Source organism: Brevibacterium sp. VCM10 (assembly GCF_000583215.1).
GTDB lineage: Bacteria > Actinomycetota > Actinomycetes > Actinomycetales > Brevibacteriaceae > Brevibacterium > Brevibacterium linens.
Genome location: NZ_JAJB01000021.1, coordinates 71,810 through 97,398, shown reverse-complemented (window position 1 = coordinate 97,398; position 25,589 = coordinate 71,810). Strand labels below are relative to the sequence as shown.

The 25,589-nt window shown below is 64.7% G+C and carries 22 protein-coding genes; 16 read left to right on the top strand and 6 right to left on the bottom strand.

Going from position 1 to position 25,589, the window contains the following annotated elements:
- On the bottom strand, positions 1-816 hold the full coding sequence (locus tag AD89_RS0106155) for a DUF4352 domain-containing protein (protein ID WP_025777732.1): 816 nt from the start codon (positions 814-816) through the stop codon (positions 1-3).
- 160 nt (positions 817-976) lie between these two features.
- Between AD89_RS0106155 and AD89_RS0106150 the strand changes: the two genes are divergently transcribed.
- The 3 genes from AD89_RS0106150 (at position 977) to AD89_RS0106140 (ending at position 4,056) form a co-directional block, all read left to right on the top strand.
- On the top strand, positions 977-2,398 hold the full coding sequence (locus AD89_RS0106150; protein WP_231488486.1) for a histidine kinase: 1,422 nt from the start codon (positions 977-979) through the stop codon (positions 2,396-2,398).
- A gap of 149 nt (positions 2,399-2,547) precedes the next feature.
- Positions 2,548-3,213, top strand: coding sequence for a response regulator (locus AD89_RS0106145; RefSeq protein WP_025777730.1), 666 nt, complete (start codon positions 2,548-2,550; stop codon positions 3,211-3,213).
- A gap of 108 nt (positions 3,214-3,321) precedes the next feature.
- Positions 3,322-4,056: a phosphatase PAP2 family protein gene (locus tag AD89_RS0106140; protein WP_025777729.1), complete on the top strand. Its 735-nt coding sequence runs from the start codon at positions 3,322-3,324 to the stop codon at positions 4,054-4,056.
- A 6-nt stretch (positions 4,057-4,062) separates the two neighbouring features.
- On the opposite strand, the gene AD89_RS0106135 is transcribed toward AD89_RS0106140, so the two are convergent.
- The gene (locus AD89_RS0106135; protein WP_035320121.1) at positions 4,063-5,889 is read right to left on the bottom strand and encodes an acyl-CoA dehydrogenase; all 1,827 of its coding nucleotides are present in this window, start codon (positions 5,887-5,889) and stop codon (positions 4,063-4,065) included.
- 228 nt (positions 5,890-6,117) lie between these two features.
- On the opposite strand from AD89_RS0106135, the gene AD89_RS0106130 reads away from it, so the two are divergent.
- From AD89_RS0106130 to rraA, 5 genes are all read left to right on the top strand, one after another.
- On the top strand, positions 6,118-6,345 hold the full coding sequence (locus AD89_RS0106130; RefSeq protein WP_025777727.1) for a hypothetical protein: 228 nt from the start codon (positions 6,118-6,120) through the stop codon (positions 6,343-6,345).
- A gap of 528 nt (positions 6,346-6,873) precedes the next feature.
- On the top strand, positions 6,874-8,181 hold the full coding sequence (locus tag AD89_RS0106120; RefSeq protein WP_025777725.1) for a dicarboxylate/amino acid:cation symporter: 1,308 nt from the start codon (positions 6,874-6,876) through the stop codon (positions 8,179-8,181).
- 211 nt (positions 8,182-8,392) lie between these two features.
- Positions 8,393-8,833 (top strand): hypothetical protein, encoded by a 441-nt coding sequence (locus AD89_RS0106115; RefSeq protein ID WP_025777724.1) that lies wholly within the window; start codon positions 8,393-8,395, stop codon positions 8,831-8,833.
- Positions 8,834-8,916: 83 nt separating this feature from the next.
- Positions 8,917-9,939, top strand: a complete 1,023-nt coding sequence (locus AD89_RS0106110) for a D-cysteine desulfhydrase (RefSeq protein WP_025777723.1) — start codon at positions 8,917-8,919, stop codon at positions 9,937-9,939.
- 38 nt (positions 9,940-9,977) lie between these two features.
- Positions 9,978-10,445 (top strand): ribonuclease E activity regulator RraA, encoded by a 468-nt coding sequence (gene rraA, locus AD89_RS0106105; protein WP_025777722.1) that lies wholly within the window; start codon positions 9,978-9,980, stop codon positions 10,443-10,445.
- Positions 10,446-10,457: 12 nt separating this feature from the next.
- Here the strand turns inward: rraA and AD89_RS0106100 are convergent, their stop codons facing one another.
- Entirely contained in the window at positions 10,458-10,967 is a 510-nt protein-coding gene (locus AD89_RS0106100) for a hypothetical protein (RefSeq protein WP_025777721.1), read from the bottom strand.
- 184 nt (positions 10,968-11,151) lie between these two features.
- Here AD89_RS0106100 and AD89_RS0106095 point away from each other — a divergent pair, with 184 nt between their 5' ends.
- On the top strand, positions 11,152-12,111 hold the full coding sequence (locus tag AD89_RS0106095; RefSeq protein WP_025777720.1) for a VOC family protein: 960 nt from the start codon (positions 11,152-11,154) through the stop codon (positions 12,109-12,111).
- A 92-nt stretch (positions 12,112-12,203) separates the two neighbouring features.
- On the opposite strand, the gene AD89_RS0106090 is transcribed toward AD89_RS0106095, so the two are convergent.
- Positions 12,204-14,312, bottom strand: coding sequence for a heavy metal translocating P-type ATPase (locus AD89_RS0106090; RefSeq protein WP_231488484.1), 2,109 nt, complete (start codon positions 14,310-14,312; stop codon positions 12,204-12,206).
- 220 nt (positions 14,313-14,532) lie between these two features.
- Here AD89_RS0106090 and AD89_RS0106085 point away from each other — a divergent pair, with 220 nt between their 5' ends.
- From AD89_RS0106085 to AD89_RS0106065, 5 genes are all read left to right on the top strand, one after another.
- Positions 14,533-15,594: a 2,3-butanediol dehydrogenase gene (locus AD89_RS0106085; protein WP_025777718.1), complete on the top strand. Its 1,062-nt coding sequence runs from the start codon at positions 14,533-14,535 to the stop codon at positions 15,592-15,594.
- Positions 15,595-15,957: 363 nt separating this feature from the next.
- Complete coding sequence (locus AD89_RS0106080) at positions 15,958-17,448, top strand: GntP family permease (RefSeq protein WP_025777717.1); 1,491 nt, start codon at positions 15,958-15,960, stop codon at positions 17,446-17,448.
- Complete coding sequence (locus AD89_RS0106075) at positions 17,445-18,854, top strand: four-carbon acid sugar kinase family protein (RefSeq protein WP_231488482.1); 1,410 nt, start codon at positions 17,445-17,447, stop codon at positions 18,852-18,854. Before AD89_RS0106080 ends, AD89_RS0106075 begins: the two co-directional genes overlap by 4 nt.
- Positions 18,855-18,919: 65 nt before the next feature.
- Positions 18,920-19,966, top strand: a complete 1,047-nt coding sequence (pdxA, locus tag AD89_RS0106070; protein ID WP_025777715.1) for a 4-hydroxythreonine-4-phosphate dehydrogenase PdxA — start codon at positions 18,920-18,922, stop codon at positions 19,964-19,966.
- Between the two features lie 70 nt (positions 19,967-20,036).
- The gene (locus AD89_RS0106065) at positions 20,037-20,762 is read left to right on the top strand and encodes a DeoR/GlpR family DNA-binding transcription regulator (protein ID WP_025777714.1); all 726 of its coding nucleotides are present in this window, start codon (positions 20,037-20,039) and stop codon (positions 20,760-20,762) included.
- Between the two features lie 28 nt (positions 20,763-20,790).
- On the opposite strand, the gene AD89_RS18240 is transcribed toward AD89_RS0106065, so the two are convergent.
- A complete protein-coding gene (locus tag AD89_RS18240) occupies positions 20,791-22,368 on the bottom strand; it encodes a BCCT family transporter (protein ID WP_081770356.1) in 1,578 nt (525 codons plus the stop codon).
- Between the two features lie 227 nt (positions 22,369-22,595).
- Positions 22,596-23,567: an NADPH:quinone oxidoreductase family protein gene (locus tag AD89_RS0106055; protein WP_025777713.1), complete on the bottom strand. Its 972-nt coding sequence runs from the start codon at positions 23,565-23,567 to the stop codon at positions 22,596-22,598.
- 176 nt (positions 23,568-23,743) lie between these two features.
- Here AD89_RS0106055 and AD89_RS0106050 point away from each other — a divergent pair, with 176 nt between their 5' ends.
- Both AD89_RS0106050 and AD89_RS0106045 read left to right on the top strand, forming a co-directional pair.
- Positions 23,744-24,766 carry a phosphotransferase family protein gene (locus AD89_RS0106050; protein WP_025777712.1) on the top strand — a complete coding sequence of 341 codons (1,023 nt, stop codon included), beginning with the start codon at positions 23,744-23,746 and terminating at the stop codon, positions 24,764-24,766.
- Positions 24,763-25,557, top strand: coding sequence for an SDR family oxidoreductase (locus tag AD89_RS0106045; protein WP_035320095.1), 795 nt, complete (start codon positions 24,763-24,765; stop codon positions 25,555-25,557). Before AD89_RS0106050 ends, AD89_RS0106045 begins: the two co-directional genes overlap by 4 nt.
- The last annotated feature ends 32 nt before the right edge of the window (positions 25,558-25,589 follow it).

Genomic DNA, 25,589 nt, shown 5'->3' with positions numbered 1-25,589 from the left:
TCACTTCAGGGAGATCTCCACCGGGTCGGAGAACAGTCCGCCGGCGAAGGTCAGTGTGGTCGGGTCGACGTCTTCGGGCACATCGAAGACGAGGACGCCCTCAGCGGTGTTTCCGGGATTGATCTCTTCGAGGAAGAGGATGTTGTCCTCGGCCGCATAGATGCCGGCTTCTGAATCCGCAGAGTAGGTGTTGCCGGAATCATCACCGAGTTTGATGTCGTCTTCGAAGAAGAAGCTCGGATCCGATCCTGTGTTCTTCACCGACAGTTCGACCTGGACGAACTGTCCCTGTGCCTGGGCGTTGAGGAATTCGTCACCGACCTGCGAGACACCATCGTCGACCTTGGCGACGGTGATCTCCCAGTCATTGGCAGCCACGGTGTCTCCGATACCGTACGAAGCGTCCTCGGCAGGCTTGTCCGCGGCTTCCTTCTCAGCGGCCTCATTCTCCGCAGCCTCCCCCGACTGCTGGGCGTCGGACGAGCCGCCTTCCGACGTGCCGGTGTCGTCTCCCCCACCTCCGATCGCGCTGGCAACGGCGATGATGATGACGACGACGAGCAGCCAGAACCACCAGCGCTTCAGCAGCGGCTTCTTCTGCTTCGGCGGCTTCTGCCCGTAGGGCTGCTGCTGGTAGCCGCCGGCTCCATAGGCTGGTGCGTTCTGGGCGGGTGCCCATTGCTGGGGGTCGAAGTTCTGGGCCGGTTGCTGGTGGTGGGTGTTGTGAGGGGGTTGGTGCTGCGGGGACCATTGGTGCTGCGGCTGTGGTGACTGCGGCTGCTGCGGGGTGTTCTGGGGATTCCGCGAGTGGGACATGACGCTCCTTCGAAGCTCGGATCTGACTGACTGCTCCAGCTTCGTCCCATCAGCGCCCCGGCACGTCCGCAATCGGGCTGGATCACTCCAGCCGATCGGTTGACCTCGTCCAGCCGGAAGGTGGACTACGTGTGTCAGCCCCCGCGGATACGATTCTCTTGTGTCAGAACACTCCGCCCCTCGCCGCAGAATGCCACGCGGCGTCCGCATCGCCGGCAGCATCCTCATCGGCGTCATTGCCTACCTCTTCGGGTTCCTCACCTCGTCGATGGCGGTGACGGCAAACGCCTGGGCCTTCTCCGACGGCGAACTCAACGACACCGGGCTCGTGGCCGTCCTGCTGCTGTTCTTCGTGTGGGGGCTCGTCTTCCTCCGACACCGATGGCCGTGGGTGCCCTTCATCGCCGGCGGACTGCTCACAGCGGGATGGGGCGATGCGCTGATGCTGCTCATTGCGGTATTCCACCTCGTCATCCGAGCATCCCGGCGGCAGGCGATCGCCGCCTCGGCGGTGGGCACCGGACTGATCGCGTTCTCGACATTGAGGATGTGTCTGGCACCGGCCGAGCACAATCCCTTCAGCATCTTCTTCCTGCCCGACCCGGCACAGGTCACGGGCCTCGAGGCGTCCATCCCGCCGGAGGATTCGCACTTGGCGATCAGAATCATCACGATCGCGGCCGCAGTCATCGGACTGTGTACGGCTCAGGGCGTCGGCGTGCTGCTGCGGCGGACACGGCGGATGAGAGCGGTCGAATCGATCGCCGAACGTGAAGCCCTGCGCAATGAGTCGCTGTCCGCCGAGATCGCTCGGCAGTCCGAACGAGAGCTCTTGGCACGCGAGCTTCACGACACGCTCTCCCACCGGCTGTCGGTGATCTCTCTGCATACCGGCGCCCTTGAGGTCGGAGCAGGCACCGACCCCGAAGTCGCGTCGACGGCGTCTGCCCTGCGGGAGGAGGCCCGCGCGTCCATGGAGGATCTGCGCCATCTTGTCGGTGGCGTGCGGAACGGCGATCTGGCGTCTTCGCGACCGGACCATGGCAGCTCGTCACCACCGAGCCGCGCGACGATGTCAGCGATTCCCGAACTCATCTCCTCCGTGGCCTCCACCGGTACTGTCATCCGCCCGCTCATCGTCATCCAGGACGTGGAATCATGCCCACCTGCGCTCGACCGTGCGGCCTATCGCATTGTTCAGGAGGCTCTGACGAACGCGATGAAACATGCACCGAGCCTGCCGGTGACGGTGGACGTCGCCGTTTCGGCAGCTCGCGGAATCCAGATCTCGGTGAGCAATCCGCTTCCTGGTGTTTCAAGTTCGGTCGGTGTTCCGCCTCGTCCTCGATACGCACCGGACTCGGCGCGGGAGCCCGGTGCCGGTGTGCCCGCTGACGGGTGGGCGCCGCCTGGGTCGAATCCGGTACCGCAGGGAGCTCACCTGGGGTCGACCGGGTCGGGATCCGGGCTGATCGGCATCCGGGAGCGCGCAGCGATGTTCGGCGGCGAAGCCTCGATCGGGGTGGTCGGCAATGAGTTCCGTGTGCAGGTGAGCTTCCGGCCCTTCTCAAACCCGAACTGATTCGCACCCGGTTCGGGCCGAGTGGGATCTCGCCGGACTGATTCGTATCCTGTCGGATCGTCGGCCGACAGTCGCCGAACGGTCGATGTGGAACTGGGACCTCAGCACCGCGACGAGCCGTGACAGTGGCCTCGGGTATTGTGACGTTCATGAACCAAGCCGCCCCGATCCGAGTCATTGTCGTCGATGATGACCCCATGGTCATCACCGGGATCACGGGAATCCTCCAAGCGGCCGACGGCATCGACGTCGTCGCTTCGGCATTGAGCGGGGAAGAGTCCATCGAGAAGGTGTCTCGGCACTTTCCCGATGTCGTGCTCATGGACATCCGGATGCCGGGAATCGGCGGGATCGAGGCCACGCAGCGTCTGCTCAACAGCGTACGACCGCCGAAAGTGGTGTCCCTGACGAGCATGAGCAGTGACGAGCACCTCTTCAACGCGCTCGAGGCGGGGGCCGCCGGATACCTGCTCAAAGACATCGGCCCTGTGGAACTCGCCGCCGCAGTCCGCAGGGTCCACGCCGGTGAGCCCATTCTCGCCCCGCAGTCCATGCGGCAGGTCATCGCCAAGGTCAGGTCGAGCTCCGATCATCGTCTGCAGCAGGAGGCCGTGGCACTGCTGTCGGAACTCACCGACCGCGAGCGCCAGGTCGCCGAGCTCGTGGCCGAAGGTCTGTCGAATCAGCAGATCGCCGAGGAGACATTCATGAGTCTGGCCACGGTCAAGACTCACCTCAACCGGATCAACGTCAAACTGGACACGAACAACCGCGTGCGCATCGCCACGATGGTGGTTCGTGCCCGCAGGCACTGACCTCGACAATGCGACTGGTGGTTTCCTTCGGGAATCCTCGCAAGAATTCACCGTTTCTTTATCCCCCACAGCAGAAGTGATTGTCCACTCCGTCTAAAATCGACCCTGATGGTTGCTGAACACTATGTCGAATCCGAGAATACGATCAGCAGCCCCTCAGATCGCAGTCAGTGGACGCAACGAGCACAGGGGTTGCTGTCCTGGGCAACCTCATTCTGGGTCTTGGCGATCGCCTTTGTCATCGTCACAATCGCTGCGGCCGGTCCCCTGCGAGTCTGGGACTACAAGCTCAATCGACGATGGCTCTATCTCTTCGAACCCGACCTCGTCTGGTTCGTTCAGCACATCCTCGATCCCATCGCTGGTCAGGCCGTCTGCCTTCCCGTTCTGGTGATCACCGCGATCGTTCTGGCACGCAGACGCCGGTCCTGGCGACCGATCGTCTTCGCGATCGCAGTCGAAGCGGCTTTCTATCTCGGCGTCGGTTCGCTCAAGGTCCTCCTCGCCCGACCGGCGACGACCCTGCACGATCCGCGGTTCTTCCACGGCGGTCTGATCGAAATCGGCGGCCGTGGAATCAGCTACCCGTCCGGGCACGCAGCCGAAGCCGTACTCATCTACGGCGCGGTCGCTTACCTCATCGCCACCTACAGCGACGTCTCCACCAGAACCGCGCAGCTGCTGTGGTGGGGCGTCGCCGCCGTCAGCGTAAACTCCGTGGTCGTGTCCTTCACCCTCGGCTGGCACTGGGCCACCGACCTCATCGGAGGTCTGCTGATCGGCGGGGTCTTCCTGCGACTGCTCATCATCGCCGACAGGCGAATACCCGATCTCAGTACCTGAAGTCGTTCACAGCCAGGTGTCGTCGAGGTCGGCGAACGTCGTCGCCCTGCTTTCGACGAGGTCGAACCACGGCCCGGTCTGCGGCAGTTCGTGAGCGAAGAAGTACCGTGCCGCCGCGATCTTTCCCCTGAGGAACGCCGAATCGCCGCGTTCACCGGCGGTCGCTCCGGCAGCCATCCCCTGCTGCAGCCACAGCCACGCCATCACTGTGTGTCCGACCGCTTCGAGATAGGTCCAGGCATTGTCGAGAGCCACCGTAGGATCTCCGCTCGCCCACACTGCGGTGGTCACGGATTCGATGCGATCCACGGCTGACTCCAGGGCGGCGGTCTCGGCGGTCCATTCGGAACGGTCGGCCGCCTCGGCGAGGGTCTCTCGCATCTGCTCCAGCAGCACCTGCAGTCCGGCCGCACCTTTCATAATGACCTTGCGGCCGAGGAGATCCTTGGCCTGAATGCCGTGCGTGCCCTCGTGGATCGGGTTGAGTCGATTGTCGCGATAGAGCTGCTCGACATCGTGATCGCGAGTGTACCCAGCACCGCCGAGCACCTGGATAGCGTGATCGTTGGCCTTCAGACACCACACACTCGGCCAGGTCTTGACGATCGGAGTGAGCACATCGAGCAGCAGTGCGGCGCGCTCACGCTCCGCCTCGTTATCTGCAGTCTCGGATTCGTCGAGCAGACGCGCGGCATAGAGGATGAGTCCGAGTCCGCCCTCGACATAGCTCTTCGACGACAGCAGCATGCGCCGGACATCGGAGTGCTCGACGATCGGGACCGGCGTACCATCAGATCCCTTGGCGCCGTCGGGCCGACCTTGACGCCGGTCGCGAGCATAACGGAGGGCATCGAGGTACCCGTGGTAGCCGAGCCCCACGGCACCGGCGCCGACCCCGATGCGAGCCTCATTCATCATGTGGAACATGCAGGCCAGCCCCTGGCCCCGCTCCCCCACGAGGAAGCCGACCGCACCCGCGGAGCCCGCCGGAGTGTGCGCACCCTCACCGAAGTTGAGCAGCGTGTTCGTCGTTCCCCGCCATCCCATCTTGTGGTTGAGCCCAGAGAGGACGACATCATTGCGCTCACCGAGGCTGCCATCGTCGTTGACGAGGTACTTCGGCACGAGGAACAGGCTGAGACCCTTGACCCCCGGCTGGTCGCCGTCGGCACGTGCCAGGACGAGGTGGACGATGTTCTCCGAGAGCTCGTGATCGCCACCGGAGATCCACATCTTCGTTCCATGGATGCGGAAGGCGTCGTCCCCGCCGTCGGGGTCCGGTACAGCCTTCGTCGTGACGTCGCCCAAAGAGGAGCCAACATCGGGCTCGGACAGGCACATGGTGCCGAAGAAGCGGCCGTCGAGTTCGGGCAGCACGTACTTCTCGATCTGTTCCTCGGTGCCGTATTCGAGCAGCAGATTGGCGTTGCCCATAGTCAGCATCGGATAGCTGGCGGTGCCGATATTGGCCGCCTGGAACCAGGCGAAACAGGCCTTCGCGACCGTCTGCGGCAGCTGAATGCCGCCGACGCTCTCATCCATCGTCGCCGACAGCAGGCCGATTCCGGCGAACTGGTCGAGCGCAGACTTGATCTCGGGGATCAGCGTCACCGCCGTGCCGTCGAATGTCGGCTCGTTGAGGTCGGACTTGCGTGCGTGAGTGGCGAAACGTTCTTTCGCCAGTTCCTCGCTGGCTTCGAGCACGGAGTCGAAGACCTCACGCGAATGGTCGGAGAAGCGAGGCCGCTGACAGAGTTCGTCGATCTTGAGCCAGTCATAGAGTTGGAAGTCGATGTCCTCGGCGGAGAGGATGGATTCTGTCGCAGTCGTCAAGACGCCATTGCCTTCAATCTGTTCAGTCACGAGACCAAGCTATGGCTAATCATTCGTTAAGTAAAGTGATTCGCTCTCTCACATTGCGAGGATGTCGCCCGGACTTTTCCGCGAGGCACGATCCCTGGCTACGCGGGGACCTCTGATGAGTCTCGGCGGCCCTGGGTTTCGCCGCCCGGGAGAGCTATAATTCTCTCTACAATCTGCGTGGGAATGGGGCGAAGGATCATGACCACAGAAACGAATCGATCGTCGAAGTTGGCCCAGACGATCAGACAGATCCCGAAGGCGTTCAAGAGCGCCAATATCGGCCAGGGGCAGAAAGTCGGCTATCGAGAAGACAGCTCCGAAGAACGGCTGCAGGCCACGGCTGAGCACGAAGGAGTGAAGCTCTACCGCAATCCCGACGGCTCACATCTCGCCGTCGACGAATCCCACTCGAGCTACGATGACTGAACATCGGCTCAGTATCCGGCGCTGCGTCTGCAAGCGAGGCACCCCCTGGACGAATCAAAGAAAACGACTATGGTCACGAGTACAGCGTCTTTGCAGCAGTGAGGTGGTGACAGATAACCGACCAGACTGATTCACAGAAGAAGGTCGACAAGATCAACGACAAGCTCGACGAGCTCGGGGCGAGGGCCAGCGGACCCGATGTCGCCTATGGTGCGACTCCCGGATATGCCGACGATGTATCCGAAGAGGACCTGGAGAAGCTCGCCGAAGCGGAAGGTGTGACCCTCCGACGCCTCCCGGACGGCTCGCATGAGGCGATCGACGAGTCCGCCGTGACTCCATCCTCGGACACTTCGAACGCCGAGGATTCGTCAGCTGAGAGCTGATTCGTCGGCTCGAGCGAACATCGACAACCCGGTACGCCATCCGCGTGCCGGGTTTCGCTGTGCCCCAGGTAGGATCGCCAGGGCCATGACGCCGCGCCGCACTGTCGGCGGAACAATAATGCTGAGCTGAAAGGCAGAGCCTATGTCCTCCCCCGCCGCCTCGCCTGCGCAGACCTCCGCGACGAAGACTGAGCCGTCAGGCTTCCTCCGGATTCTGCGCAACTACCGCTTCCCGATCTTCATCCTCACAGGGGTAGTCATCGGCGCGATCATCGGCCTCGTCTTCGGGGAACGCGCCACCGTCATCAAGCCGTTCGGCACGCTGTTCATCAATATGATGTTCACTCTCGTCGTGCCGCTCGTGTTCTTCTCCATCGCCTCCGCGGTCGCGGGAATGTCCTCGGCGGCGCGACTCGGCAAAATCATGGGCAGTATGCTCGGAGCCTTCGCCGTCACCGGCATCGTCGCCTCCATCGTCATGGTCGCCGCGCTGCGCATCTTCAACGCAACCGACGGCGTCGAAGTGGAGATGCAGGAGCCGGAGAACGTCGAGGACGTCGGGTCCATCGGTGACCAGCTCGTCCAAACCGTCGTCGTCGACGACTTCTCGAAGATCCTGTCCGCCGAGCACATGCTCGCCCTCATCGTGTTCGCCGTCATCGTCGGCTTCGCCACCAGCAGGATCGGCGACGCCGGCAAGTCGTTCGCCCAGTTCCTCAATTCCGGCACCGAGGTGTTCCTCAAGTTCACCTCAATCATCATGTACTACGCCCCGATCGGCCTCGGCGCCTACTTCGCCGCACTCGTCGGCGACCTCGGCGCCCAGCTCGTGGGGGACTATGTTCGCGCCTTCCTCGTCTACTATCCGGTGGCGATCGCCTACTTCATCCTCGCCTTCACGTTCTACTCCTTCGTCTCCGGCGGCCGCCGAGGCGTCTCCCGCTTCTGGGGCAATATCCTCGAACCCACAGCGATCTCCTTGGGTACGTCGTCCTCGGTGGCGGCGATCCCAGCGAACCTGCGTGCCGGAGAGAAGATCGGAGTCCCACGGGACATCCGGGAGACGATCGTGCCGATCGGTGCCACGATCCACATGGAAGGATCGAGCCTGTCCGCGATCCTCAAGATCGCCTTCCTCTTTGCCGTGTTCCAGCGCGACTTCTTCACTCCGGAGAACATCCTCATCGCCATCGCCGTGGCGCTGCTGGCCGGAATGGTCATGGCAGGAATCCCCTCTGGCGGCTTCATCGGCGAGCTCATGATCATCACCCTCTACGGCTTCCCAGCAACGGCGCTGCCGATCATCCAGATCATCGGAACCGTCATCGATCCGCCGGCCACCACGGTCAATGCGGTCGGCGACCAGGCGAGTTCGATGATGGTCGCTCGCATCCTCGATGGAAAGGACTGGATGGATCGGACAGAGGACGATCACGATTCGGTTCCGTAACCGCTGTGAATCTGTCACAGTCCGGAATCCACGGATTCGGACAAGACTCCTTCTGACGGAATGTCTCGGAGATGTCATCGCAATGCAATAGAACCTCCGTATTTCCGACGACGCGTCTCAGCTTCTGTTCAGGCTCGGGGAATCGGCTCTCACCTGGGATGACGATACTCGATTCCAGCAATGTCCCTGTCCCGGAAGAGGAGAAGTCACCATGCCCGCCTTCATCAGCACTCACGCCGCAAAGTGGGGCGTCGCTGCACTAGCCGGTCTCACATCTCTGGGCCTCGCAGTCGGTCCGGCATCGGCCTCCGTTGATTCAGCACCCGCGCCCAGTGCCGCTCAGGCACCCCAGAGTTCGGGACACCCGAAGGGTGCCGTCAAGTACGCGGACAAACTGATCACCGCCTACGGCATCGGTGATGACTCGGTCATGGATCGTCTCGCCACACGCAACGTCGTTGCTGCCCTCGCCGAACACAACGACGGGCACGCCACACGCTGGCACCGGACCTCAGCCGACTCCGGCAAGGGGTACACCTGGGTGTCCTACACGAACCTGGACACCCACGAGGTCATGACCCTGACGGTCAGAGACGCCAAAGCCGTAGGCAAGGGCGGCGACGCTGTTCGTGAGGTCGAGTTCGTCGGCTGAGGACGACCCGCTGTCATGCCGTTGCCCGAATCCTGAACGGTGTCTTGCCAGCTTCGCCGACCCGCTCGGTAGACTCGGGAACCATGGTCGCCCTGAACGAAATCCCCCGTCGCCGCTACACCGCTGGCCCGACACCGCTCGAGCATCTGCGGCGACTGTCCGCCGAGCTCGGCGGACCGGAGATCTGGATCAAACGCGATGACCGGCTGGGGCTGACACAGGGCGGGAACAAAACACGCAAGCTCGAGTACCTCATCGCCGACGCACTGAACCAGGGAGCGGACACGCTCATCACCGTCGGCGGGGTCCAGTCCAACCACTGTCGGCTGACCTTATCCGCTGCACGCGCCGAGGGCCTCGACTGCCATCTCATCGTCGAAGAGGACCTCGGACCCGACGGCACAGCACTCGGCCCAGCAGGGGCGAACCCTCCGGAGCACACGGGCAATTTCCTGCTCCTCGACCTCCTCGGCGCGGATTCGGTCACCGTGCTCGGCCACGGAGCTGACCTCCTCGGCGAGGCCGAGATTCTGGCCGAGAAGCTGCGCGGCGAGGGCGGGATCCCCTACATCATCCCCGTGGGCGGGTCGAATCCGATCGGCGCGCTCGGCTATGTCGACTGTGCCCACGAGCTGCTCGATCAGTTCGCCGAGGAGGGAGTGGACTCCCCCACGATCGTCACGCCCAGCGGCTCGGCCGGAATGCAGGCCGGGCTCATCGTCGGACTCCACAGCGCAGGAAGCACCGTCCCGATCATCGGCATCAACGTCAGCCGGTCACAAGCGGAGCAGGAACCGAAGATCGTCGACCTCGTCGATTCCACGGCACGGTTCCTCAACCTGCCGCCTGTCCCCCGCGATGCCACGACGGGACTCGGCGACTATGTCGGGACCGGCTACGCTCTGCCGACACCCGAGATGGCTGAGGCCGTGCGCCTCTTCGCCCGCACCGAGGGGATCCTCCTCGACCCCGTCTACACCGGCAAGGCTGCGGCCGGTCTCATCGACCTCATCAGATCCGGCCGCTTCCCTTCCGAAGACGCGGTCGTCTTCGTCCACTCCGGCGGAGTCCCCGGACTCTACGCCCGCACCCAGGCGTTCACCTGAGCACCTCCCACCACCCACCATCGACGAAAGGCAGACAGATGACAGTTTCGACAGCAGACCTGTGGGACGAACGCGGCGACGACCTCTATTCGATCGCTCTGAACTTCGGCGACTTCGGAGCCAAGACCTCATTCTCCGGACCGGCCCGCACGATCCGCTGCTTCCAGGACAACGGACTGGTCAAGCAGACCCTCAATCAGCCAGGCGACGGCGCCGTGCTCGTCATCGACGGTGACGGTTCGATCGCCACCGCCCTCATGGGTGACATGATCGCCGAGGCCGGGGTCCGAAACGGCTGGAACGGAGTCGTCATCAACGGCGCTGTCCGCGACCGTGAAGCTCTGGCCGAGATGGAATTCGGAATCAAGGCTCTGGCCAGCAATCCGCGCAAGAGCGCGAAAGACGGTGCCGGTGAGATCGACGTGACCGTGGAGATCGGCGGCGCGACGATCCGCCCAGGAGCGATGGTCTTCGCCGACGCCGATGGTGTCGCCATCGAGAAATAGAGCAGCCGCGGCTCAGCGATGAATGGTGTCGAAGCTCTGTTCGGCTGAGTCCCAGATGTCGGCAACGTCGATCCGACCGTCGGCGGTGAGATCCTCGACGGTCGAACGGTCGTAGAGGTATCTCCATTCCCCCGCCGCGACGTCTCCCGTGACCACGAGGATGTCGTAGTCGAAGGCTGCCTGTGAGGTCGCCTGGACGATGAACGCCGTGGCTTCCAAGTCCTTGGCCCTGTTCTCATCGGAGGCGAACTCGACATGGAGGCGTTCGGGTTCGGCCTCCTGGTTGAAGTCGGGGTTCGTCTCGGACTCGAGACTCACCTCGACACCGTCCAAGGACTGCGCCACATAATCCGCGAGCTCGTCGAGGGAGTCGAAGCCCTGCGCCACGACATCGAGTGCCGCTGTCGGCGTCGATTCGGCCTCCGCTGATGAGTCTGCATCGGAGCCGCAGCCGCTGAGGGCGATGAGTGCGGCGGTCAGGAGCCCGGCGAGAGCAGGGGCGGACTTCGAATCGAACCTCATGGCACCAGCCTATCGACGAGAGTGCGCTGGTGCCGCATCGAGTCAGTCGCATAGTGCGTGGGGCTTCAATGGGATCGGATTCCCTTCGGCGCGGATCGGGAATAGGGTCATCAGCCTATTTGTTGAATGTTCAACTAGCTTGATCTAGACTGGAGCCAACAGCCCATCCGCTCAGGAGAACAGCATGACCGCCACCCCCATCCAGGCACCGACCTCCACCGCCCCGCAGACACTCGCCGTCGATGAGAAACGACTCAGCGCGGCCACCGGAATGGACGCGGTGACCCTGCGCGTCGGCGACCTCGAGAAGATGTCGAACTACTACTCGAACGCCCTGGCGATGGAACCCCTCGAAGAGACCGCCCGCGATGGCGAAGTCCACCGTGTGCTCGGCCGCGGCGCCACTCCCCTGGTCAAGCTCGTGGCCACCCCGGGCCTGCCCGGCGTCGACGCCAAACAGGCCGGCCTGTTCCACACCGCCTTCCTGTTCGACACCAAGGAAGCCTTGGCCGCCACGGTCGCCCACGCCGCGCAGAACACCAACAGCACCTTCGTCGGCTCCAGCGATCACCTTGTCAGCCAGGCGTTCTACTTCACCGATCCCGAAGGCAACGGCATCGAGCTCTACGTCGACCGCGCCCGTTCGGAATGGACTCACTCGCTCGACGGTGAGGTCCAGATGGACACGCTCTACCTTGACCCGAACCGCTTCCTCGAACGCCACCTCAATCAAGACATCCTCGCGAACACTGCCGCCGAACCCGGCATCGTCGGCCACGTCCACCTGCAGGTCGGCAACATCCCTCAGGCCCGCGAATTCTACGTCGATGCCCTCGGCTTCGAGCCGTCGCTGTCGTCAATGCCCGGAGTCCTCTTCGCGGCGGCGGGCGGATACCACCACCACGTCGCCATGAACACATGGAACAGCCGCGGCGCCGGCCCTCGCGCGGCCAGCCTCGGCCTCGGGGATGTCGCGATCACCGTTCCCGGACGCGAGGACCTCGACGCGCTCGTCGCTCGCCTGCGCACGCACAACCTCGACTTCGCCGATGACGGACGCTCCGTACGCGTCGTCGACCCGTGGGGCACACAGGTCACCCTGGCCACCGGAACCAGCTCCATCGACGAGACCCTAGCGCGCTGACGACCTGCCGGTGCGAACATCTCCACCGGATACAACGCACTGAGGCGGGTGATGCTCAATGGCATCACCCGCCTCAATCGTCTGCGCCGAGATCAGCTCGTGGAGTGCACTCGCCCGACTGCCGCCTGCGGATGCAGGTCGAGTCGGCGCAGCAGCTGAGCATTGAGGGCGACGACGATCGTCGAGATCGACATCAGGATCGCACCCACACTCATCGGCAGCACGAATCCGACAGGAGCGAGCACTCCTGCCGCCAGCGGCACCGACAGCAGGTTGTACCCGGCCGCCCACCACAGGTTCTGCTTCATCTTCCGGTAGGTCGCCCGAGAGAGTTCGACAATCGAGAGCACGGACCGCGGATCGTCGGAAGCGAGGATGACTCCGGCAGAGCCGATGGCCACATCGGTTCCGGCCCCGATGGCGATGCCGACATCGGCCTGCGCGAGCGCAGGAGCGTCATTGACACCGTCACCGACCATCGCCACACGACGCCCCTCCCCCTGCAACTCAGAGACTTTCGCCGCCTTGTCGGCGGGATGAACGCCGGCAAAGACACGGTCGATGCCGAGCTCGGAGGCCACAGACTGCGCGACCGCCTCGGCGTCTCCGGTGATCATCACGACCTGTGCACCGATGGCGTGGAGAGCATCGACGGCATCGCGAGACTCCGGCCGGATCTCATCGGCCAACCGCAGGGCACCGACGACAGACCCGTCGACGAGCACGTGGAGGATGATGGCACCTTCGGCTCGCCAGGCCTCCGCAGACTTCGCCTCGGGGGCATCGTGAGCCTCGAGCAGTCTGGGACCGCCGACCTCGACCGTCTGGCCCGCGATGACGGCCTTGACCCCCACCGCAGGTGACGACGAGAAGTCGGAGGCTCTCGGCACGTCGACCCCCCATTCAGCCGCAGCTGTGACGATGGCTGCGGCCAACGGGTGCTCGCTGTCGGCTTCGGCCCCAGCCGCCAGGCCGAGCACTTCACTCTCGGCTCGCGTGGCCCCGGCACCCTCGACGACTTCGATGGCGGTGACCGTCGGCTGACCCTTCGTCAGGGTGCCGGTCTTGTCGAAGAGCACGGAATCGACCGTGCGCATCGTCTCGAGCGCGAGCCGGTCCTTGACGAGGACGCCGGCACGGGCGGCACGTTCGGTGGCGATCGACACGACCAGCGGAATGGCCAGACCCAAGGCGTGAGGACAGGCGATGACGAGCACGGTGATCGTGCGCACGACCGCCGAGTCCGGCATGCCGATGAGCGACCAGACGACCGCTGTGATCACGGCAGCGCCGAGAGCGAACCAGAACAGCCATGCCGAGGCTCGATCAGCGATGCGCTGGGCTCGAGATGACGAGCTCTGAGCGTCGGAGACCAGCTTCTGGATACCGGCCAGCGTTGTGTCGTCACCGATCGCGGTGATCTCGACTCGAAGCCCGGAATCGGCGGCGACGGTGCCGGCCACAACCGAGTCGCCTTCGCCGCGTCGGACCGTCGCGGATTCTCCGGTGACCATGGATTCGTCCATGTGGGCCGCGCCGTCGATGATCCGTCCGTCGGCGGGAACGGAGGAGCCGGGACGGACGAGGACGATGTCACCGACGACGAGGTCAGCCGGAGCGACGCGCATCGTCTCCCCGTCGATGATCTTCTCGGCCTCATCCGGCAGCAGTGCGGCGAGACTGTCCAGCGCCGAGGTGGTCAGTGCCAGTGAGCGCATCTCCATCCAGTGACCGGCGAGCATGATCACGACCAGCAGAGCCAGCTCCCACCAGAAGTCGAGCTGCGGGTCGAGCAGACCCAGCGACGATCCCCAGGACGAGACGAAGGCGACCGTGATCGCCAGAGCAATGAGCAGCATCATGCCCGGACTGCGCCCCTTGATCTCGTCGAGTCCGCCGGCCAGGAACGGCTTGCCGCCCCATACGTACATGACGGTGCCGAGGATCGGTGAGAGCCAGCGAAGCGCACCGAGGATGCCGGTGTCGGGAACCTCGTATCCGACGAGGTGGCCGAACATCGGACTGAATGCGACGACGGGCACGGCGATGACGAGCATGATCCAGAACAGCCTCCGGAACTGCGCGACGTGATCGCCATGGCCGGCATGACCCGCGTGGCCCGAATGGCCGGAGTGAGCCTCGTGACCGGAGTGGTCGCCATGACCACTGTGGTCATGGCGAGCGTGATCGGAGTGGGCCATGGTCTCAGTGTGTGCGGAATGGTCTGTCTCAGCAGACTGCATTCCGTAATGACGATGATTCTGCGGCTTGTTCATACCCACAACCTATACCCCTAGGGGGTATAAATCAATGGTGATGCCACTCATATGCAATCGCCTGCAACCCTGGCTCTCACGTCGCAAGCGCTCTAGCGTCGAAGAACACCGAATGGCACGGATACGCCCCACGAAAGGACTCATCATGAGGGCAGCACGATTTCACGCGCGCAAAGACATCCGGATCGAAGACATCCCAGAACCCGAACTGCGGCCGGGCACAGTCGCCATCGACGTCGCATGGTGCGGGATCTGCGGAACGGACCTCCACGAATACCTCGAAGGGCCGATCTTCGTCCCTCCGGCAGGGCACCCTCATCCGATTTCCGGCGAGTCCGCGCCTGTCACGATGGGGCACGAATTCTCCGGCACGATCACAGCGCTCGGCCAAGGAGTGGATGATCTGGAGGTAGGGCAGAACGTCGTCGTCGAGCCCTACATCATCGCCGAAGATGTCGACACCAGCCCCGGCCAGAGCTATCAGCTGTCGAAAGACATGAACTTCATCGGCCTTGGCGGGCACGGCGGCGGACTCTCGGAGAAGATCGTCGTCCAACGCCGTTGGGTGCACCCCATCGGCGACATCCCACTCGACCAGGCAGCGCTGATCGAGCCGCTGTCTGTTGCCCACCACGCAGTCGTCCGCTCGGACGCCGAATCCGGCCAGACCGCCATCGTCGGCGGCGCAGGACCCATCGGCCTCCTCACTGCCGCCGTCCTCAAAGCCAAGGGACTGACCGTCTACATCTCCGAGCTCTCCGAGGCGCGCAAGCAGATGGCACTCTCAACAGGCGTTGCCGACGAGGTCCTCGATCCACGAGAATTCGATGTCGCCGAAACCATCCGAGAGCGCACGGGCGACCGTGGAGCCGACGTGGGATTCGAATGCTCGTCCGTCCCCGCGGTTCTGGACATGCTCCTCGATGCCGCCCGTCCCGGCGGAGTCATCGTCAACGTCTCCATCTGGGGGCATAAGCCCGAGGTCGATATGCCGAAGCTGGTCCTCAAGGAGATCGACCTGCGAGGAACCATCGGCTACTCCGGCGACCACCCGGAGACGATCAGACTGGCCGCCGGCGGCACCATCGATCTCTCAGCTTTCATCACCGCACGCATCGGCCTGGACGAGCTCATCTCGGGCGGGTTCGACGAGCTCATCAACAACAACGAGCAGCACGTGAAGATCATCGTCGACCCCCGCGCCTGACAGGAACCTCCTCGACACCCTCTCCACGCGCACCCCGCAGTTTCGAGGGAGCAGAATGTCGATTCAGTCCGCTGAATTCAACATTCCGCTCCCTCGAATTTCTGCATTCACGCTCTTGGCCCCGCATTCACGCACGCATCTCCGCACTCACACGCTTGGCCCCGCATTCACGCACCCGCCCCGCAGGAGGAACGCACCCGCGCTCGACATTGCATATACGTGCAGTTATGACTCATACTTGCTCATACTGTTCAACTTCGCTTCTGATCGTCGACTGCCCTCGGGCATCGCAGGTCGTGGCGAAGTCAATGAGAACCACACACCCTGGCTCGCCCGCGAGCCGGCCTCACCGCGGAGGACCCCATGGACCTGCAACTCATACTGGCGTTGGCCGCCGGCATCGCGACGATCGTCGTCATCGTGCTCGCGACCCGACTCGACGCCTTCATCGCCCTGCTTCTGGCGGCCGTCGTCACCGGCATCGTCGCCGGTCAGGATCTGCTCTCGATCATCGACTCGATCACCACCGGCTTCGGCGACACCCTGGCCAGCATCGGCATCGTCATCGGCCTCGGCGTCGGCATCGGCAAGATCCTCGAAGTCTCCGGAGCCGCCGACTCCCTCGCCCGCGCCTTCCTCCGTGCCTTCGGCAAGGGCCGTGAGCCGTGGGCGATGGGAACCGTCGGCTCGCTCGTGTCCATCCCCGTCTTCTGCGACTCCGGCTACGTGATCATGAATCCGCTGGCTCGTTCGATCGCCCGCGTGAAGAAGGGCGGCTACGTCACCCTCGCGCTGGCTCTGGGCTGCGGTATGACCCTGACTCATCACATGGTGCCGCCGACGCCGGGCCCTTTGGCTGCCACCGGCATCCTCGGTGCCGACATCGGATCGGTCATCCTCGCCGGCATCGTCTTCACCGTCATCCTCCTGCCCGTGGTCGTCGTCTACGCGCGCTGGATCGGGCCGAAGCTCGAACCCGTGCTCAACAGCAAGGTCAGGCACGACGTCTATTCCGAGGTCTCGGCCGCCTCGGCGGAGGGCACCGACGAAGGATCATCCAGGGTGTCCACCCTCACGGGCGACCATGAGCACTCCGGCGACAGCTCCACCGACTCCGCGACGTCGCAGGACGCGGCCGGCGCCGACCCGGGCACCGGCAAGAAGCCGGGCGCCTTCCTCGGCTTCCTTCCGCTCATCGTCCCGCTCCTGCTCATCGTGGCCAACACGGTCGGCACCGCAATCGACAAGAGCGCACAGGGAGAGCTCGCCGGCGAGGCGTATGAACCCTCCGCCTGGGTCGCTCCGCTGGCATTCTTCGGCAACCCGGTCGTCGCCCTGATCATCGGCCTCATCCTCGCCGTCTACACGCTGCTGCCCCGCGTGACCCCACGCAATCAGGTGCAGAGCTGGCTGGCCGACGGTGCCGCCTCGGCCGGTCTCATCCTGCTCATCACCGGCGCCGGCGGCAGCTTCGGACTGGTCCTGCGCGAATCTGGTGTCGGTGACGCCCTCGCCGAGGCGATCGCCTCGATCAGCCTGCCCGCGCTTCTCGTCCCGTTCCTCATCGCCTCCTTCGTCCGCCTGGCTCAGGGATCGGGTACGGTCGCGATGATCACCGCTGCCTCGGTGACGGCTCCGCTCATCGCCCCGCTGGGACTCGATCCGCTCGTGGCCGTCATGGCCTGCACCGCCGGTTCGATGGTCTTCTCCTACTTCAACGACTCCTACTTCTGGGTCGTCACCCGATTCGCCGGCCTCGACGGAATCAATGCCATCAAGGGCTGGTCGGGGATCACCACCTCCGTGTGGATCTGCTCCCTTCCGCTGCTGTTCGTGCTCGACTTGGTCGTATGAGCGCCTCCCACATGTCCGACTACGAAACGACCGCAGCCGCCTCCACGACGCAGGCGAGTCCGCGCATCCTCATCGTCGCCGATGATCTCACCGGCGGAAATGCGTGCGGAGCCCTGTTCGCCGAGGCGGGGCTGCGGACGATCACCGTCACGGATACCGGCCCGGCCGGCGGCGTCGACATCAGCGGACTGCTCGATGACTTCGACGCGGTCGTCGTCAACACCGATTCCCGGCACCTGCCTACGCAGCAGGCAAGCGAGCTCTACACCGAACTCATCGAAACCGCCGGGACCGTCGACCTCGTGGCGTGCCGAATCGACACCACCCTGCGCGGCAATGTCGGGCCCGCCGCGGCCGCCGCCATCTCGGCCCGCAGACGGTCTCTCGCCGGGACCGATGGTCCGCCGCATCGCGTGCTGGGCCTGTGCGTGCCGGCGTTCCCTGCCGCAGGCAGAACCACCGTGCAGGGGCGACAGCTGCTGGGCGGCCGACTGCTCGAACACACCGAGCTCGCCCATGACGTCCGCTCCCCCATGCGCACCTCCGTCATCGAGGACATCCTTGCCGCCGGCACGGATCTCGACAGCCGCCTCATCGATATCGCCACGGTGCTGGCCGGTCGGGGTGCCGTGCGCACTGCCGTACTCGACGCCATCGGCGACGGAACGGACGTGCTGATCGCCGATGCCCTGACCACCGACCACATCGACCTCGTCGGGTCCGTCATCGCTGAAATCAGCCACGAGCTCGCGGAGGCGGCCACTCCGGAGATCCGCAACCGCGCAGGTCTGGCCGACGGTGAGCGGTTGGACTGGGTGACCATCGACCCCGGACCCGGCAGCCTCGCCCTGGCTCAGTCTCGGCTGCCGGCTCGCGCCGACGGCATTCTGCTCGGCATTTCGGGATCGGCCACTGAGGTCACCCGTGCACAGCTTGCAGCAGTGGCCGAGGACCCCACGATCACGGTCCTGCGCGCACCTTCGGACGACGCGGGACTGCCCGATGTCGAGGCCGCACTCGGCCTCATCGATCGGACCGCCTCGGCGCGGGCGATCATCATCGCCACCGTCCTCGAGACCAGCGACCTGCGCGAACTCACCGATGCTGAATCCGAAGAGACGACACGGCGCCTGGCACTGATCGCCTCGGCGGTCATGTCCACCCTCCCGGTCTCCGGCCTCTACACCACCGGCGGGGACGTCACCGCCACGGTGATGCGCGAGCTCGGTGCGATGGGGATGGAGATCGACAAGGAGATCGTGCCTCTGGCCGTGGGCGGTCGCCTCGTCGGCGGAAGCGCTGACGGACTGCCGATCGTCACGAAAGGCGGGCTCATCGGTGACACCGGCACCGCCGTCGACTGCCTCGAATTCCTATCGACAACTGCTCGCGTCAGGCGAGACTGAATCGTGCACGACGACCCCAGCACCCAACCCACCGACATCCATCCGAACCATCTGAGGAGACAGAAATGACAGCACCAGCACTCGCAGTGACCGTGGGTGACCCGGTCGGAATCGGACCGGAGATCACCGCCACGGTGCTTGCGGAGTTCGCCGGCAGAGACGATCAGCATGGAATCGCTGTGGCGGATCTGGCCGTGATGAAACGGGCCGTCGACGTCCTCGGACTCGACGTCGAACTGCGCTCCATCTCCGACTGGTCGACCCCGTCAGCCGGTGAAGGCGTCATCGACGTCTTCGATATCGGCGTTCTCGGGGATGACCTTCCTGACTGGGGAGTCGTCGATGCCCGCGCCGGCAGGGCTTCGGTGGCCGCGATCGAGCTCGCCACCAAGGCGGCCATGGATCAGCAGGTCGCCGGCATCGTCACCGGCCCCATCAACAAGGAAGCCGTATGGAAGTCCGGTTCGCAGCACCTCGGGCACACCGAGATGCTCGGTGAGCTGACCGGAGTGACGAAGCAGGACACGATGTTCGTCGTGGAGAACACGAAGGTCCCCGACCACAAACTCCAGATCTTCTTCGCCACCCGCCACATGTCCCTGCGCAAGGCTCTCGACGCCCTGACCGTGGACACTCAGGTCGACTCCATCGAACGCGCCCATCGTGCCCTCCAGCTCTACGGCGTCGCCTCGCCGAGACTGGCCGTCGCCGCTCTCAACCCCCACGGTGGCGAGAACGGCGCCTTCGGCGACGAGGAGATCGAGATCCTCCGCCCGGCCGTTAAGAAGGTCAATGCCGCAGGCGCCTTCGAGGTCGCCGGGCCGATCCCGGCCGACTCCGTCTTCCACCAGGGACTGACCGGCCGCTATGACGGCATCCTCTCGCAGTACCACGATCAGGGGCACATCGCGTCGAAGACCTTCGACTTCGACGGCACCATCTCCGTCACCGTCGGCCTGCCGATCCTGCGCACCTCCGTCGATCACGGCACTGCCTTCGACATCGCCGGACAGGGCATCGCCGACGCGGGCACCATGCGCTCGGCCTACCGCGCTGCTATCGGCTACGCACCGTTCGTCGACGGCATCCGTGCGGAGTACCTGCCGAAGTAGGCTTAAGACGCATGTCCGACCGCGGCGATTCCGCTGCGGTCGGAGGTGCGAACGACGAGAGGATAGACAGATGGCGATCCGATCAGGGACCCAGCGGCGCCGCGAAGCCATTCTCGGCCTGCTCAAGACCGGATCGTGGAGCATCCCCCGCCTGGCCGGGGCCCTCGAGACCTCGGAATCGACGATCCGCCGCGACCTGCGCGATATGGCCGCAGACGGTGAGATCATCCGCACCATCGGCGGAGCCGCTGCGGCAGGGTACGTCGAACCGCCGCTGGGCGAACGGATGGAACAGCAGGCCGAAGCGAAGGACGCCATCGCCGCCCGCGCTCTCGCACGCCTCGACGATGCGCGAGTGCGCACCGTCTTCCTCGATGCCGGATCGACGGCTGTGCGTCTGGCCGAGAGGATCAGGGACCGCAGCGAGCTCATCGTGGTCACCCGCGGCCTCGAGATCGCACTGACCCTTGCCCATCCCGCCGGACCCACCGTCATCATGATCGGCGGTGAGGTCTCGACCCTGTCCCACGGGACGACCGGGGCGCTGTCGGACCATGCACTGGCTCGCATCCATGTCGACATCGCCTTCCTCGGCGCCGATGCGGTCGACACCGCTCAGGGGCTGGGCGAACCGAGCCTCGACGAGGCCCGGACGAAGGAACTCATCGCCGAGCGGGCCGGCGCCGTCATCGTCCTCGCCGACAGCTCGAAGGCAGGCCGCGAGGTCGTCGCCTGGGCGCCGCTGCCGCCCGGCTGGACGTGGATCGACGAACACGGGGAGCACGCGCAGGGCTGACGCCCCGCAGCCGCCGATCCGAGCGTTCTCACACCTTCTGTTCGCGCGCCATCCGCCGGACATAGACAGGAGCGGCGACGAGCGCTGGCAGCATCACGAAGCCCACCGGCACAGCGGTGATGACGATCGCCGACTGCAGAGCCTCCACTCCCCCGTCGCCGAGGCTGATGAGCACGGCCGCTGTGATGCCGATGAGCAGAGCCCAGGTGGCGCGCAGCCTCGGAGAGGGTTCCCCGGAGGTCATGCACGACTGGGACATCGCAAACGACATCGAGTCCGTGGTTGTGGCGACGAACGTCATCGTCAGGACGAGGAAGCCGAGGCTGATGACCAGCGACAGCGGCAGGTGACCGCTGATCGCCATGACCGCCGCGGGCAGTCCGCCCTCCATGAGCGGCTCCGAGATCGCCCCATCCGACTTCTGCTCAAGGAAGATGCCTGTGCCGCCGAGCACTGTGAACCAGAAGGTCGTGGCCACGGGAGGCAACACCGTCGTGCTGATAAGCAGATCGCGGACCGTGCGGCCCTTGGAGATCCGAGCGACGAAGATCGCCATCAGCGGCGCATAGCCGAGGAACCAGCCGAAGAAGAAGACGGTCCACCCGGACAGCCACTCGGTGTCTCCGCGGTAGAGGGTCATGCTGAAGAAGTCGGTGACGTAGAGGGCGAATCCGTCGAAGAAGCTCTTGACGACGAACCACGCCGATCCGAGCACGAGCACCGCGGCCATGAGGCCCAGCGCCAACCACACGTTCGCGGAGCTGAGGAATCGGATGCCGCGGTTGACTCCGGAGAAGACACTGACTCCGGCGACCGCGGTGAGCGTCGCGATGACGAGGAGCTGGACGGGATAGACGTCGGGGATCCCGAACAGCGAATTGAGACCGTAGGAGACCTGGAGGCCGAGGAAGCCGACCGGGCCGATGGTGCCCGCCGCGACTGAGATCACGCACACGACGTCGACGATCGCAGCGATCGGTCCGGTGGCCGCACGCTTGCCCATGATCGGATACAGAAGGCTGCGGGGGCGAAGCGGCATGCCTTTCTCGGCAGCGCGCATCATGACGATGGCACCCAGCGAGCCGAGAATCGCCCAGGCGAGGAAGCCCCAGTCGATGAAGCTTGTGGCCAATGCCGCGGCCACTGCGTCGACTCCATCGCCGTCGGAGAAATACGGTGGTCTCGAGGTGTAGTGGTACATCGGTTCGGCGGCCGCCCAGAACACTCCCCCTGCGGCGAGCAGGGTCATCATGATCATCGCGATCCAGGAGAAGCGGTTGAAGTCCGGCCGCGCCTGGTTGCCCAATCTGGCCTTCGCCCAGGGGGTGAAGACGAGGACGAGCGCGATGAGGAATGTGGCCAGCAGCAGGAACTGCCAGTACATGCCGAAGATCTCGGCACAGGCGGCGAACCCGGCCCCCACCCAGCCCGACATCCGATCAGGGACGATGAGAGCGAGGGCGACGAAGCTCGCGAGGATCCCCACGCTCGCCCCGGCCACGGGCCGGTCGAGGCGGCGGGGGCCGATATGGCCGGGGTCGCCTGTCGCAGGAGGCGGCTCAGCCGCCTGATCGGCGGTTACCGTGGTGGTGCTGGTCTGGCTCATGGGTGGCGCTGCCTTCCGTGCCCCGCTGACTCTGCCGTCGGCTGCGGGGCTGTTGGGTATCGATGCTCGTTCCGTCTGGAATCGCAGCGGCCCAGTCTAGGGGGCGGAGCACCGAAACGGTCCGGCGGCCGAGGGATTTCCGCTCGAATGTGGGACGACTCACCCGCCTCGGTGGTCTGCCCTGGGACATCCGCGCCGTTCCCGGATGAGCGCGGTCGTCGCCGGTCTCACTCCCCCGCGATCTCGAGCAGCACCTTGCCGATCACGGAGCGGGATTCGAGTTCCTTGATCGCTGCTGCCGCCTGCGCCAGCGGATACCTCGCATGGTTGCGCGGATTGAGACGCCCGGCGGACACATACTCGGCCACGGCCTGCCACTGTTCGTCGATGAGAGACGGATGACCGACAGTCGCCGCGCCCCACGCGACACCATCGACGGAGATGTTCTTCAGCAGCAGTCGGTTGACCTTGATCGAGGGAATCTCGCCGGCAGTGAAGCCGAGGACGAGCAGCCGGCCGAAGGGTGCGAGCACTCGCGTCGAATCGGTGAAGCGGTCGCCGCCGACAGGGTCGAAGACGATGTCGACGCCGCCCGGGAAGATCTCCTTCGTCGCGTCTTTGAAACCGTCGGCGAAGACGACATGCCTCGCGCCGATCTCACGAACCGCGTCGGCCTTCGCCTCGGTCGAGACGACGGCGACGACGTCGAGTCCCATCGCCGAGCCCAGCTGCACCGTGGCCGAGCCGAGGCCACCCGCAGCACCGTGGACGAGGAGACTCTGGCCCGGCCGGGCATCGGCGCGCACACGCAGCGCGAAGTCAGCAGTGAGCACGTTCATCGGCATACCTGCGGCATCGGCCAGAGAGACCGTGTCCGGCACCTTCACGGTGGCCTCGTCGGCGGCCACAAGGTACTCGGCGAAAGTGCCCGAGCCCGTGATCGCCGCGACCCGATCACCGACGGCGAACCGGGAGTCCGGCCCCGCCTCGGCGACAGTTCCGGACGCTTCGGAACCCAGGGTGAATGGCAGGTCATGCTTGACCTGATACATCCCGCGCGTCTGCAGCAGCTCGGGGAAGGTCACTCCGGCGTAGGCGACCTTGATGAGCACTTGGCCCGGCCCCGGAACCGGACGCTCCACGTCGAGATGCTCCACATCATCGGGCCCGGTCAGAGCAGTGACGCGAATGGCTTTCATAGTTTCCTCGCTAACGTTGTGGCCCACGCGGAACGCTAGAGCTCCGGTGGCGGCGGTCTTCTCACGTCTATCACACCGCGCGGCTATGACCGTGATCACTTTCACGGCTTGACTCCCCCGCCCGGGATGAATACTGTGAACTCTACTGAACGATTGTTCACTCGGGAAGGTCAAGGATGACACAATCACCGGCAGGGTTCGATGTGGACAGCATCGGCAGATGGATCGAGCAGAGATTCGGGATCAGCGACTTCGACGTCGAAGTGATGTCGGTCGGTCGCTCGAATCTCACGTTCACCATCCTCGTCGACAGCAGCCCGCGCTGGGTCCTGCGACGCCCGCCCCTCGGCCACGAAGGCGGCAGTGCTCACAACGTCGCCCGCGAAGGCCGGATCATGGCCGCTCTCAACGACAGCAGCGTTCCGGTGCCGACCGTCCTCGACATCGTCGATGACCCCGAGGTCCTCGAAGTGCCCTTCGTGTTCATGGATCACTGCCCCGGGTTCCCGATCAACACACCCACCGAATGGGAGTCCATCCCTGCTGATAACCGCCGCGACTGCGCCTTCGGCATGGTCGACGCACTGGCGGCGATCCATTCCGTCGACATCGATGCTGTCGGATTGTCCGACCTGCGCCGGCCGGGCGGACTCATCGACCGACAGCTGCGTCGCTGGATCGGGCAGGTCGAGAAGATCGCGATGCGCGAGACCCCGATCATCCATGAGGTCCATGACGTCCTCCGCGAGGCCATGCCCGACCCGGCGGGCTCGCCCGTGGGAATCGCGCACGGGGACTTCAAACCGAACAATCTGATCTTCGGTCCTTCCGGCGCGGTCAACGCCGTCGTCGACTGGGAGCTGACGGCCATCGGTGAGGTGCTCACCGACCTCGGCTATTTCGTCGCGATGCTCACGGTGCCCGAGCAGTACACCAGCATCTGGGTGCCCCGAACCGATAACGGCTTCCCGACCACAGACGAACTCATCGACCGCTACCAGGAAGTCAGCGGTCACGAAGTCCACGATGTCGGCTACTACTCGGCGTTTGCGATGTGGAAGCTCGCCTGCATCCGTGAAGGCGTCTACACACGGCTGGCGACAGGAAAGATGGGTGACCTCGATCTCGACCCGGACGAGGCCGGAGCCGGTGTCGAAGACCTCGCTCGCCAAGCACTCGACCTGCTGGAGAGATCATGACCTCGCCTCTGACCGGAAAGCGCGCGGTGGTCACGGGGGCCGCAGGCGGCATCGGCGCAGCATTGGCCGCCGAACTCATCGTACGCGATGCGTCAGTCGTTCTCGCAGACCTCTCCCCCACGGTCGACGACACAGCCGCTGAACTCGGCGAATCGGCATTCGCGTGGACAGGGGACGTGTCATCGGTCGAAGGAATCGGTGCGCTCATCGAATCTGCCGACGACAGCCTCGGCGGGATCGATCTGTACTTCGCCAATGCCGGAATCATCGGTCCGGCGATGCTCGGAGAATCCGACGCCGACTGGGACGCGATCATCGACGTCAACATGCGCGCCCATGTCCGCGCCGCGCAGGCACTCGTCCCCCGTTGGCAAGAGGCCGGTTCCGGCTATTTCGTCGCCACCGCTTCGGCGGCAGGGCTGCTCACGCAGATCGGCTCGGCCGCATATTCGGTGACGAAGCATGCGTCAGTCGGATTCGCGGAATGGTTGGCCATGACCTATCGCGATGACGGAATCCGCGCTTCGGTGGTCTGCCCGATGGGAGTGAACACGAATCTGCTCGACGACGCCGGATCCGCCGGCGGCGCCGCCCAGAAGGCCGTGACCTCAGCCGGAACCGTCCTGGAACCCGCCGAGGTGGCCGCAATCGTCCTCGACGCCGTCGAGAACGAGCAGTTCCTCATCCTGCCGCACCCCGAAGTCCTCGAGATGTATCGGATGAAAGGCAGTGACTACGACCGCTGGCTGCGCGGAATGTCCCGGTACCAAGCCCGACTCAGCGAACAGTGACACCGAGACTGACCACCGAGCGAGACCCGACT

Excerpts from the sequence above, each read along its gene's own strand:
- AD89_RS0106065 (WP_025777714.1), top strand. The coding sequence starts at position 20,037 with ATGGCGATCCGATCAGGGACCCAGCGGCGCCGCGAAGCCATTCTCGGC.
- AD89_RS0106055 (WP_025777713.1), bottom strand. The coding sequence starts at position 23,567 with ATGAAAGCCATTCGCGTCACTGCTCTGACCGGGCCCGATGATGTGGAG.
- AD89_RS0106080 (WP_025777717.1), top strand. The coding sequence starts at position 15,958 with ATGGACCTGCAACTCATACTGGCGTTGGCCGCCGGCATCGCGACGATC.
- AD89_RS0106110 (WP_025777723.1), top strand. The coding sequence starts at position 8,917 with ATGGTCGCCCTGAACGAAATCCCCCGTCGCCGCTACACCGCTGGCCCG.
- AD89_RS0106100 (WP_025777721.1), bottom strand. The coding sequence starts at position 10,967 with ATGAGGTTCGATTCGAAGTCCGCCCCTGCTCTCGCCGGGCTCCTGACC.
- pdxA (WP_025777715.1), top strand. The coding sequence starts at position 18,920 with ATGACAGCACCAGCACTCGCAGTGACCGTGGGTGACCCGGTCGGAATC.
- AD89_RS0106140 (WP_025777729.1), top strand. The coding sequence starts at position 3,322 with ATGGTTGCTGAACACTATGTCGAATCCGAGAATACGATCAGCAGCCCC.
- AD89_RS0106120 (WP_025777725.1), top strand. The coding sequence starts at position 6,874 with ATGTCCTCCCCCGCCGCCTCGCCTGCGCAGACCTCCGCGACGAAGACT.
- AD89_RS0106095 (WP_025777720.1), top strand. The coding sequence starts at position 11,152 with ATGACCGCCACCCCCATCCAGGCACCGACCTCCACCGCCCCGCAGACA.
- AD89_RS0106085 (WP_025777718.1), top strand. The coding sequence starts at position 14,533 with ATGAGGGCAGCACGATTTCACGCGCGCAAAGACATCCGGATCGAAGAC.
- AD89_RS0106155 (WP_025777732.1), bottom strand. The coding sequence starts at position 816 with ATGTCCCACTCGCGGAATCCCCAGAACACCCCGCAGCAGCCGCAGTCA.
- AD89_RS0106050 (WP_025777712.1), top strand. The coding sequence starts at position 23,744 with ATGACACAATCACCGGCAGGGTTCGATGTGGACAGCATCGGCAGATGG.
- AD89_RS0106045 (WP_035320095.1), top strand. The coding sequence starts at position 24,763 with ATGACCTCGCCTCTGACCGGAAAGCGCGCGGTGGTCACGGGGGCCGCA.
- AD89_RS18240 (WP_081770356.1), bottom strand. The coding sequence starts at position 22,368 with ATGAGCCAGACCAGCACCACCACGGTAACCGCCGATCAGGCGGCTGAG.
- AD89_RS0106130 (WP_025777727.1), top strand. The coding sequence starts at position 6,118 with ATGACCACAGAAACGAATCGATCGTCGAAGTTGGCCCAGACGATCAGA.
- AD89_RS0106090 (WP_231488484.1), bottom strand. The coding sequence starts at position 14,312 with ATGGCCCACTCCGATCACGCTCGCCATGACCACAGTGGTCATGGCGAC.
- AD89_RS0106075 (WP_231488482.1), top strand. The coding sequence starts at position 17,445 with ATGAGCGCCTCCCACATGTCCGACTACGAAACGACCGCAGCCGCCTCC.
- AD89_RS0106115 (WP_025777724.1), top strand. The coding sequence starts at position 8,393 with ATGCCCGCCTTCATCAGCACTCACGCCGCAAAGTGGGGCGTCGCTGCA.
- rraA (WP_025777722.1), top strand. The coding sequence starts at position 9,978 with ATGACAGTTTCGACAGCAGACCTGTGGGACGAACGCGGCGACGACCTC.
- AD89_RS0106145 (WP_025777730.1), top strand. The coding sequence starts at position 2,548 with ATGAACCAAGCCGCCCCGATCCGAGTCATTGTCGTCGATGATGACCCC.